Raw genomic sequence first — 10,306 nt, 5'->3', positions numbered from 1 at the left:
ATGTCATCGCAAAACGATATGAACAGGGCAGCGTGGTTGTCACAAGCAATTTACCGTTCTCACAATGGTCAAATGCGTTCGCTGATGACACCACACTCACGGCTGCACTGCTGGATCGACTGCTTCATCACTCTCACATCATTCAGATAAGTGGAGAGAGTTATCGGCTAAAAGGGAAAAGGGCGTTAGGGACAGTGCCAACCGTTCTACAAAATGAATCGGAGAGGCAGGGATAACTACCATGGGTGGGTCAATTTTACTTCGGCGATAGCGTCGCTAAGTGGATCAGTTTTAAGTCGGCGTTGACAGGGCGAAGTAAAACTCTGTTTCCAATGCCGCTGAGATGTCTTCGTGGTTAGCAAACTCACGCCCATTATCTGCCGTTATTGTGTGGACATGCTCTTTGTTGTATGGCATCAACAAATTTATCGTTGCCTCTGCCACTTCTTTAGCCGATTTTGAATCCACTTTTTGAATTAAGAAAAAACGACTTTTACGCTCTAACAGAGTGACAATAGCTCCCGTTCCATGCTTGCCTAACACAGTGTCTATTTCCCAATCTCCAAAGCGTTCACGACTGTCAACAATCGCTGGCCTATCATTGATAGATACTGCGTTCTTAATCACCTCAGCTTTGACTCTCTTTCCTTTACGGTAGCGCTTATGGCCTTGCCTTAAATGTCTGTAGAGCTTGCCGCCATTAACTTTGTCTTCGGCAATATGTTGATAAATCCATTCATGACTGACAGGCATTCCCGACCCTGTTAACACACCCGAAATCTGCTCTGGACTCCAGTCATGTTCAATCAGTAATCGGATGAATTCCACTCGCTCTGAGGGGATTTGATACTTGGTTGCGTTACGCTTCCTCGCTACACATGCTTGCTGCGCATACTGAGGGCAATAGGTTTCTTCCTCAAAAGTATTGCGGTTAAGCTCTCGATACACAGAACCTCGATGACATCCGACCGCAAGGGCTATGTTTTTTACTGATATTCCTTGTTCTAAAAGGGCTGAAATCTGGTATCTTTTACCTTCAGTCAATTGTTGATACTTCATGTTGGTACTTGTTTCTTTGGTCAGAAGAGCATACCAATTTCAGCAATTGGCTGTCTTTCCAATCCTACCCATGAAGTGTCGCACTTATTATCTGAATTCTGGAGTATGTTATAAAAGAAATCCAGATGTTGTAGCTGAAGCATTGATTCGAGCAAAAGGTGTCTGTGAATGTTGTAAGGAGTTTGCACCATTTACTAGAAAGAAAGATAACTCTCCATATTTAGAGGTTCACCATATTGTTCCTTTAGCAGTTGGTGGAGAAGATACTTTAAATAATGTGATTGCGCTTTGTCCAAATTGCCATCGAGAAAAGCACTTCGGCTTAAAAATGGTCGAATAATAATGATCCGCAACGTGTGGTGTTTTGCTATGCGTTGTTTATTTTTAGTAGCTTTATAGAATTAAAATCGTTTACAAACTTCGCCAAACTAGTGGGGCAATAATATACAAGTGATGGTTAATTTTTGCACAGCACAAGTGCGGTGTAAAAACAGGCTCAATTTTAGGTCGCACTCTACCTTTGCCAAACTTGGCAGTGAATGTGCCAACATTGACAGTCGATGTGCCAAGTTTGGCAGAAGAAATTTATCTGGATTGGCTGCTGATTTCTTTAAGAGAATGAAATTTTTCAGTCACTCCTTATATTTAATTATAACTTTATAATAGTTATAACGGTTATAATAGTTATAACACAAAAAATAAAATTATTAAATATAAAATTGGATCCTAAATGTTTCATGTACTGATCTTGTTTTATTACCTGATCAATATTGCTAAATGAAGCTACTGTTTAGTTTAATTATTTAATTTATTGGCGGCAGAATTAAATGCTTTACTATTTGAATTTTATTTGATACTTATTTGTATATATTAACTATCACGTATTTTGGAATATTTATTATGTATAAAGGTCAAACGTTATCTTTAAATAAAACAAATGAAAAAGAAGCTTTGAGAGGTTCTCAAAGCAGTAAGCAAGATATTCAGGTTAAAGAGAACCGTGTCCCTGGCTTGTATGGCTGTAATCGCTATAAGTCATCAAAGAGAAAGATTGAAGATAGCAACCTTACATTCAATCCATTTTAAAGTGATTCTTAGTGGTATTAACAAACATCCGTTTTTAGATACCAACTAGAGTTAGTTGAAATTGGTATCAAAAACTACCCTACAATAATTGTTGATACCATTTTACTTTTTGATACCACTTATGATACCAAATAATAATTATAAAGGTGATTTATGTCTGAGGGACGTACATTCGCATATTGTCGTGTTTCCAAAAGCGAACAAACAACAGAGAATCAGATCTTAGCAATTAAAAATGTAGGATATGATATTCAAGAGCATCGTATTATTTCTGAAACTGTATCAGGTAGTGTTCCTGCGATGGAGCGAGGTCATTTCAAAATGCTGGTTGAGCATAAACTAGAAGAAGGTGACAAACTGGTTGTTTTAAAGCTAGATCGGTTAGGCAGGGATAGTATTGATGTTCAGCATACGATTAGTATGCTGTTAGATAAAGGAATCAGACCTATATCGTTGGATTTGCCAACCGCTGATCTAAGCTCAGCGGAGGGGCGATTAATGCTACAGATGTTTTCAGCATTTGCAGAGTTTGAGCGTAATCGTATCCGAGAGCGCACCATTGAGGGACAAACACGAGCGCGATCGGAAGGAAAGGTTATTGGTAGACCTGAGGCTAAAGACACAACGTCAAGAGTTCAAGAGTGTCGTGCTCTTGGGTTAACACAATCAAAAACAGCGAAAAAACTGGACATATCTTTGCCTACGGTTAAGCGGCACTGGAACAAGTGAGAGCACAAAACAGGTTTCTCCTCCTTTCTTTTGACGATTGCTACTGCGCGTGCTGGCCAGCACACGCGGCAAGTTCAATAACTCGCAAAGTATTATGGTAGGTAAACTTGTTAGAGGTATGCTGAACAAACTGCTATTTAATCCACTTGGTTCAGCGGTGGTTATATACCTTCATGTCATTGTTAGACAGGTGATACTTATCAGCAATATATTTTTTCTAACTCGTCATTGATTTCGAAAAGCAGAAATCCGAATGTTTACGTTGTTGCAAATGGCGATGTGAAATTTCAATCTCACCGTAAAATTTTATGGTTTCTTTTGAATACCACTCGCCAATAACAGAGCTGAGAGGTGGATAAGAGGTTGTGTTATTCAATGAAAAATTAGTTTTGTTACAAGGCTTAAGTATTAGGCTACGATGGTGGATAGATGTAACCGAGCAGATCGTAGATTTGCAATTTAAGCAACAAAGTCGATTATTTATTAGGGGTTACTTCAAAACTATCTGGAAACATTGATGCTTCGAAAAAGTCGTTAACATTGACCTTAAGTATGACTGCAAGGTCGCGTAACATTTCATCAGTAACTCGTATCATTCCCGATTCTATTTTTGCCAGTTTACTACGAGTTAGGTCTATCCCCTGCAATGATGCAATACGATCAACATCCTGTTGGGATAATTCTTTGGATAGCCTAATACTTTTAACTTTTGAACCAGTTATGTTCTTTCGAACTGTGATCTCTCTCATGTTTATGATTGCTCCTATTTGGGTGCAATCAATATCGCAGATACTATCAAATCGAATTGCACCTATACGGGTGCAATGGTTAATTATAGTATAGACAACGATTGTTAAAGGTAAGTATGAAAGGTAAAAACCTTATTGCATTAGGTGTTATGTTGGCGCTTTCTGGATGTGGTAGCGATGATGGTGGCTCAAACTCGTCAGATAATAATGGTGGGGGTAATGGAGGGGGCGTAACAAATCCTCCTTCAACTAGCCTTATCCAGCATTGGTCTTTGTCCAAGGTCAGAAGCGAAATAGCTAATGTTGCAACTACAACTGGCACTTCAATGATGCTGTGTGATCGCAACCAAGAGTACATTGAAACAGACCATTTCATGGTTGGCTTTGCCGATGATTCTACCCGTTTTGATAAGAATGAGTTGATTCAGTCTGCTAAAATCACTCAGGCAGGCTTTAATGAGCTTATTGCTCACAGCAAGCTAAATCCGTCAAGTGACCTAAACATCACATCTGGCAGCAAGTGGGTAGCGTGCTACAACGATGCAAAAAAAGGTACTGGTACTGGTTATGCAAACCTATTTGTGTTCTCGCCTAGCACTATAGATGTTAACCATAGTGACTTTGCTGATTCTTATATTTTAGCTAAGCATGAGTTGTTCCATGTTTTCCAATACGAGAAACTAAATGACAGTATTCAGTTTTTTGAAATGCCTCGTTGGTTCATGGAAGGCACTGCCGAGTTCTTTGCTGGTCGCCCACCAAAGAACACTACGCATAAGATGGATGACTTCATTAGTGATACATCATTAACGCCAATGGGCATTGAAACTTGGCAAGATGAAGTTGAGCTAATGAAAGATCAGGCGATTCATACTGCATACTTTAATGATATGTATGATATGTATGATATGTATGATATGTATCAGAACAATGTTCTATTCTACGTTAACAGTGGTATGAGCTTTGAACAGATGTTTACCGTAATGGAGAACTCTATTGGCTATAACTTTGTTCACGCTATGACTAATTTAGAGCGTGAGCTTGATATTAAGACAGCGTATACAGATCTTAAAGATGATTCGACTCTATACCGTAACAATGTTATTGCGCAATTGAATGCTAAAGAGATTTCAGGATCGTATACAGATGACGTTAACCTAGATGTTGACCAAGTGCTATTAATGAGAAAAGGAACTGAAGATGCTGTTGCTAAAGGCACAATTTCTCGAGATCAATCAAAGTACGCATTTCTTCCTAAAGTTCCAGATGGTGAGTATGATGGCTATGTAGTGGCTCCAGTAAGTGCTGATGTCGATCGCATTTATGGTTCGATTCCAGTAACCGTTAAAGATGGGAAAGTTGGTAATCTGGACTTTACTGGCGTTCAAGAATTAATTGATTGATGAGTAATCATTCGATGAAAAGAAAGCTGGTGAATGCTGGCTTTCTATTCAAGGAATGAATTGTTCATAATGTATTTATAAATAAGGAGTCTCAGCAATCATCTAGATTAAATTATTGTTCTTACCATTTTAAGAGAAAGTTGAATTTGGTTAACAATGCTATTTCGAAGAACAGTGTTCCTCGTATCTTTGTCAAATAGAATCTTGGAACTATATAAAGCTATAGGTTACGTCAGAACATGGTTCTACCAAATATTTACTTTTTATTTTCGATACTATTTAAATTATTATTGAAAATAAAAAAGGCCGAGATTAACTCGACCTTCTTATCCAACGCTTGACCGCCTGTTGGCGCGGAAATGTAACCATCTATTAGCGGATAGATTAGTTAATTATTTACTACTAAAAGTATTTCTTTAAGCCACCTGTGAGATGGAAATTACATTGCCCTTAAAAAGATTATGTATTATTAGTTGTAAATTAAATCTTTAAACCACTTTTTAGATTTTAGATTTTAGGTAAGCTTCTTGGCTACAGATTTAATATATGTAATCATATCTCTTTAATCAAGATGTTTTTAAGCTTGACTTGAAAATAATTTATGTATAATCGTTAAAATAACGAAATTAAATACTTCAATAAAAATTCACTCGGGTTGCTGGCTAAAAAATCTAATTAAATTATAGCATTACTACTATAGAACCATGCCAGAATGTTCGACTTCATCATGCAACTCTTTCCATTCTGGACAATGTTTTGCAATAAGTTTCCAAAAGTTCTTGTTGTGACTCTTTTCAACCGTATGGCAAAGTTCATGAATAATCACGTAATCCATCGCTTTATTCGAAAATTCCATGCATCGAGGATGAAATTCAAGAACATTGTTCTCAGTACAATTTGCCCACCTTGCATCAAACCTCTTGATGCGAAATGTTGTCGCTTCCAACCCTGTTTCTTTCTGTAAGTAACGGAGACGAGCACCAATCTTTTCTTGTGCTTTGTGCTTGTAAAAGCGTTCTAATGCCGCTTTAAACAAATTACGACTCACATAAGTTCCTTCTGGTGAAAGAACCTTGAATCTACTCTGAGTAAAGCTAATTTCAACCTTAGAGAGATCGGGGGCGGGGATTACTTCACCAATAAAACGTGCGACCACGGTACGGTGCTCGGCTACCCGTGACTATCTCTTCTTTGAGAGGTTGGTTAACCTCAGCTAGTCGTTGTTTTATCCAACGCGCCCTGTAGCGAATTAACGCTTGTTGTTCTTCTTCAGGTACGTCAGGCCCACGTAGAAGTACCTTCTTACCACGTTCAACAGTGATGTAGTGATGGGCTAATTTTGAGTCTAACTTAAATACCCATTCGATCTCTGTTGTTCCATATTGATAAATTGGCATTTAGTTATTCTTCATGATATTAAAAATTTCCGCAGAATGCTGTCGTGCTACCGTCATGTCCCAACCTCCAAGACCGCGTAATATGGTACGAATCGTCTTTTTGATCTCATTATGAATATCGGTCTGTTTTTTCCAAATCGGTGACAGCATGACTTCAGCGATATCAGGATGGTTAAAGATACCTTTCGTCCAGGCAAGTGCTTCAGCTTCATCTACTTGTTTTTCAAGGTAGTTGAAGACGGCTCTTTCGGTTGCTGTAGCTAAACCCATTTCAGACGGTTTCGCATCTTTATCACGCACTCGTTGAGCAAAGAGTTCTAGCTGCTCTAGGAATAGAGCCTGCTCAATACGCCCTTCACGCTCGTCTTGGATGAGCTTCTCCAACTCTTCCTCAAGATCACCGAAGAAAGCAGGATCTTTACCTTTACCCGTCTTGATGGTGTGCTTGAGTTTATTTTTCATGACGAGTGCAGCACTGCCTGCGCTCTTTTGCTTACGCAGTAGATCCATATCGGCAGCATCTAGGATAGATACTTCACGACCTAGCAGACTTTTTACTTCACTTGCCTCGATATGGTCGTCGAGCATTTTTTTCAGCAATTCTGATTCAGACGCGGTGATACGAACTGCATCTGCACTATCAGGCATTTTATTGCGTAATTGCAGTTTGATCTCATTGAGCACTTTGAAGTAAGGCTGATACGGCGCTCCTCTCTCGTCAGGTAAGACGATATCTAAGCGGCTATTAAACTCCGCTAGAGCAACGAGAAAATCCTCAACAACATCTAAACGAGCGTCTGGGTCTAAGTAGAGATCGGCATCCTCTTTGTACGGCTCAGGCTGTTTTACTGGGTGATGTTTTTTAGGCAGTATATCCACGACTTTAGTAAGAGCAGCTTGTAGCCTTGGTAACTCCGCTTCTACATCTGTCCATACTTGCTCAGGTTGTACATCACCGCCATACACTTTGAGTGCTTCATCAAGGTATTCAACAACGCCAAAATAATCGACGATATAACCCGCTTTCTTACCTTTACGAGTACGGTTAACGCGGGCGATAGCTTGGAGTAGGGTGTGCTCCTTTAATGGCTTATCAAGATAGAGAGTGCTGATAATAGGGGCATCCCATCCTGTGAGTAGCATGTCAGAAACGATGATTAGTCCGATATTGTTGAATTTGGTTTCTTCTTTGGTATTTTCTGATTCATCACCGTACGGCAGCTTAAACTCTTCGTTTACCAAGTTTGGAATGTCTTCAGAGGGAACTGCAATTGGTGTTTTCCCTTCCTTGGTTTCGCGCTTAATACGTTCTTCGATGGTTTCGAGCTTTGACGTAGATCCAGCCGCGTAGTGAGCTTGCTGCTCGCTGATACCAGTACGCTTATCTGTCATGCTACCAAGCGAGATAACCACTCGGCTTTCAAAGGTCGGCAGACCTTTGTCTTTACGTTCTTGCATGATTTGGTTCAGAACATCTTTATAGCGAACAGCCATATCACGACCATCACATACCAGCATCGCTTTAAAGCCACGAGGACGCACACTAGATAAGAAATGCTCAACCAAGTGAAGCGCATTTTCTTCAATACGACTGATAGCCCCTCGGCGTTTTTTTAATAACTCTTGTTTGAGCTTTTTCTTGCGAGCGAGAGGTTCTTTCCCAAACTGGTCTTCAAAGGCTTGTTTCAGCTTTCCGTCACTGCCCCATTGCGCCATGCCTTCAAGATACTTGATCGGAAGTGTTGCGCCATCAGCAACCGCCTCGTCGAGTCGGTAGGTATCGATGTAGTCTTTTCCACCGAACGTACCCAAGGTTTCTTTATCGTCTTTGAATAGGGGCGTTCCAGTGAACGCAATGAACTTGGCATTGGGTAAAGAGGCTCGCATAAATGCCGCTAAGAAGCCGTATTGACTGCGGTGAGCTTCATCAACCATTACGAAGAAGTTTGGCTTGGTGCTCAAAACACGAAAATCAACTTTCTCTTCACTGATCAGTTCCCACTTGGCTTTTTGATGATTACCACTCGCGTCTGTGTGACCGTAAAGAACATTGTTCTCCTTTAAGATCCAGCACTGTTCATTGCCTGCATTATCTTTACGTAATACTCGTCTTACGCGGCTTTTTGAGTCTGCTGTGGCATCTTCATCTTCCGTTTCTTTCGCTGCTTTAATTTGCTTACCATCACTTTCTTGAAACTTTTGCACTGTAGAAGTGAAAATCGCGCCATAATCATTGCTTAGCAGAGCTTCTAAGCCTGCAACAGAACTGGCTTTAGCAGATTCAAGACCGACATTGGTGAAAGTGTTATGAATTTGGCGATCGAGATCAGTACGGTCAGTAAGAACCAAGATGCTAGGGTTATTAAAGCCAGAAATTTCCGCACGCATTAGGCGAGCTAGTAGTGCCATCGTGAGCGATTTTCCGCTGCCTTGGGTATGCCAAACCACACCACCAATTTCTTTACCCAGTAGTTCTGGATCTCGACCTTGTAAGCGTAGCAAGGTTTTCTCTACCGCACGCCATTGTTGATAGCGCGGTAGTTTTTTAATCATGATGCCTTTTTCCACTTCATACATCGGGTAGAAGCAAACAAGACGAACGAAACGAGATGGTTCAAACAGTGCCCACAGCAGCTTGTCTTGCTCGGATGGTGTTTTACCCAGCAGGTTTTCTAACGCTTCTAGAACCGTGTTCTTGTCAGGTTTTTTCGAGTCAAACTTGTAAGTCAGATAGAACTGTTCTGAAGCACAAATTGCCCCGTATTTGGCTTGGCTACGGTTAATGGCGGCACATACCATGTTAAACGCGAAATGCTGGGTAAAAGAGCCTTGATAGCCATCGATTTGGGCAATGCCCTTGCTAAGCTTAATGGCGCTATTTTTACACTCGATAAGCCCGAGTGGTAAACCATTGATGAACAACAGTAGATCGGGCTTGAATTGCTCCTCATTGGCATTTTTGCCAATGTATTGGTCTACAACATGGAATACGTTACCCTCGGCACCTGCTTGATCAATAAAGCGGATGCTACGAGGCTGACCATGTTTATCTTTTTGTTGTAGGTTGGATTGGAAGAGTACATCTTTCCAGAATGCGTGGTTGGCAAGCATTAAGTCGTTATTATGCGTAAACCAGATATCACGCAGTTGCTTTATAGCCTTGTATGCGCCATTAGGCACTTCGGCAAGCCAAGGGTTAAGCGCATGCAGTCGATCAGTCAGTATCTCTTCTAAAATCACAGGTTCAGTTTTGTGTGCCTGTTCAACTTGGCTTCCTTTTATGTGGGTATAGCCGAGCTTTTTTAGCCACTCAATTGCAGGGCGTTCTACCCCAACGAGTTCTGGTTTTGATGATTCTGCCTGATCTGACATGGCGCATTCCTTTCTTTATTGTTATTGGTTTTTTATTGTTCTTATTAATTCGGTTTGTTAATGAGATGCCTTCTGTTGAAGGCATCATTACTCGAATGGTTAAGCCGTTTCTGGGTTATCTAACGGAACTCGCCATTCACCCGTTAACAGCTTTTGCATTAAGCCTTTTTTTAATTGCTGCGTTTCGGCTTTTTGTGTTTCGAGAAGATTTAGTTTCTCATCGGCTTTGTTGCTTAATTCGGTTGGAAGACATGGCAGCCTAAAGTTGTTCGGTTCTTAAGCAATATACTGAGTTTCAGGCATACCCAGTCCTGTAAGCTTGTTCAGCGCTTTGATCATAGCGTAAGTCTCGCCAACCTGAGCATTGTAATTTCTTAGGCTTAATTTCCCACCTAGCAGCTGTTTTACTCGGTACATTGCTGTCTCTGATAGTGAGCGCTTGTGATAGCCATACCGCTTTTTCCACTTCTTGTTGGAGCCGTAGAGCTTTTGACAACCTACTGCTAAATTG

The 10,306-nt window shown here is 40.5% G+C and carries 10 protein-coding genes and 2 pseudogenes; 6 read left to right on the top strand and 6 right to left on the bottom strand.

All coding sequences use genetic code 11. The features are described 5' to 3' along the window. The coding region (locus B5D35_RS21070) for an ATP-binding protein (protein ID WP_170915239.1) at positions 1 to 236 on the top strand (236 nt) is incomplete at its 5' end. Positions 237 to 309: 73 nt separating this feature from the next. On the opposite strand, the pseudogene B5D35_RS21065 reads toward B5D35_RS21070, so the two are convergent. Further along, positions 310 to 1,059, bottom strand: a pseudogene (locus B5D35_RS21065) (IS30 family transposase); the annotation flags it as partial. Between B5D35_RS21065 and B5D35_RS21060 the strand changes: the two are divergent. From B5D35_RS21060 to B5D35_RS21050, 3 genes are all read left to right on the top strand, one after another. After that, positions 1,058 to 1,399: an HNH endonuclease gene (locus B5D35_RS21060; RefSeq protein ID WP_078754450.1), complete on the top strand. Its 342-nt coding sequence runs from the start codon at positions 1,058 to 1,060 to the stop codon at positions 1,397 to 1,399. The pseudogene B5D35_RS21065 and the gene B5D35_RS21060 sit on opposite strands and share 2 nt — an antisense overlap. Before the next feature lie 560 nt (positions 1,400 to 1,959). Continuing rightward, a complete protein-coding gene (locus B5D35_RS21055) occupies positions 1,960 to 2,145 on the top strand; it encodes a hypothetical protein (RefSeq protein WP_078754449.1) in 186 nt (61 codons plus the stop codon). Between the two features lie 153 nt (positions 2,146 to 2,298). Continuing rightward, a complete protein-coding gene (locus B5D35_RS21050) occupies positions 2,299 to 2,874 on the top strand; it encodes a recombinase family protein (RefSeq protein WP_078754448.1) in 576 nt (191 codons plus the stop codon). A gap of 476 nt (positions 2,875 to 3,350) precedes the next feature. On the opposite strand, the gene B5D35_RS21045 is transcribed toward B5D35_RS21050, so the two are convergent. Beyond that, positions 3,351 to 3,623: a helix-turn-helix transcriptional regulator gene (locus B5D35_RS21045; RefSeq protein WP_078754447.1), complete on the bottom strand. Its 273-nt coding sequence runs from the start codon at positions 3,621 to 3,623 to the stop codon at positions 3,351 to 3,353. 116 nt (positions 3,624 to 3,739) lie between these two features. On the opposite strand from B5D35_RS21045, the gene B5D35_RS21040 reads away from it, so the two are divergent. Further along, positions 3,740 to 5,026, top strand: coding sequence for a hypothetical protein (locus B5D35_RS21040; RefSeq protein WP_078754446.1), 1,287 nt, complete (start codon positions 3,740 to 3,742; stop codon positions 5,024 to 5,026). A 694-nt stretch (positions 5,027 to 5,720) separates the two neighbouring features. Here the strand turns inward: B5D35_RS21040 and B5D35_RS21035 are convergent. Genes B5D35_RS21035 through B5D35_RS21030 form a run of 3 tightly spaced genes read right to left on the bottom strand, consistent with a single transcriptional unit; the run spans position 5,721 to position 9,795 of the window. Next, positions 5,721 to 6,182: a YgjP-like metallopeptidase domain-containing protein gene (locus B5D35_RS21035; RefSeq protein WP_269809132.1), complete on the bottom strand. Its 462-nt coding sequence runs from the start codon at positions 6,180 to 6,182 to the stop codon at positions 5,721 to 5,723. Then, positions 6,160 to 6,423, bottom strand: coding sequence for a YgjP-like metallopeptidase domain-containing protein (locus tag B5D35_RS25315; protein WP_269809131.1), 264 nt, complete (start codon positions 6,421 to 6,423; stop codon positions 6,160 to 6,162). Before B5D35_RS25315 ends, B5D35_RS21035 begins: the two co-directional genes overlap by 23 nt. Next, positions 6,424 to 9,795, bottom strand: a complete 3,372-nt coding sequence (locus tag B5D35_RS21030) for a type I restriction endonuclease subunit R (protein ID WP_078754445.1) — start codon at positions 9,793 to 9,795, stop codon at positions 6,424 to 6,426. On the opposite strand from B5D35_RS21030, the gene B5D35_RS21025 reads away from it, so the two are divergent. Further along, positions 9,774 to 10,058, top strand: coding sequence for a hypothetical protein (locus B5D35_RS21025; RefSeq protein ID WP_139367822.1), 285 nt, complete (start codon positions 9,774 to 9,776; stop codon positions 10,056 to 10,058). The two genes, B5D35_RS21030 and B5D35_RS21025, sit on opposite strands and share 22 nt — an antisense overlap. 13 nt (positions 10,059 to 10,071) lie before the next feature. On the opposite strand, the pseudogene B5D35_RS21020 reads toward B5D35_RS21025, so the two are convergent. Beyond that, positions 10,072 to 10,306: pseudogene (locus B5D35_RS21020) on the bottom strand (IS5/IS1182 family transposase); the annotation flags it as partial.

This window comes from Enterovibrio nigricans DSM 22720, assembly GCF_900167155.1.
Taxonomy (GTDB): Bacteria; Pseudomonadota; Gammaproteobacteria; order Enterobacterales; family Vibrionaceae; genus Enterovibrio; species Enterovibrio nigricans.
This window is presented reverse-complemented; position numbering and strand designations above follow the sequence as displayed.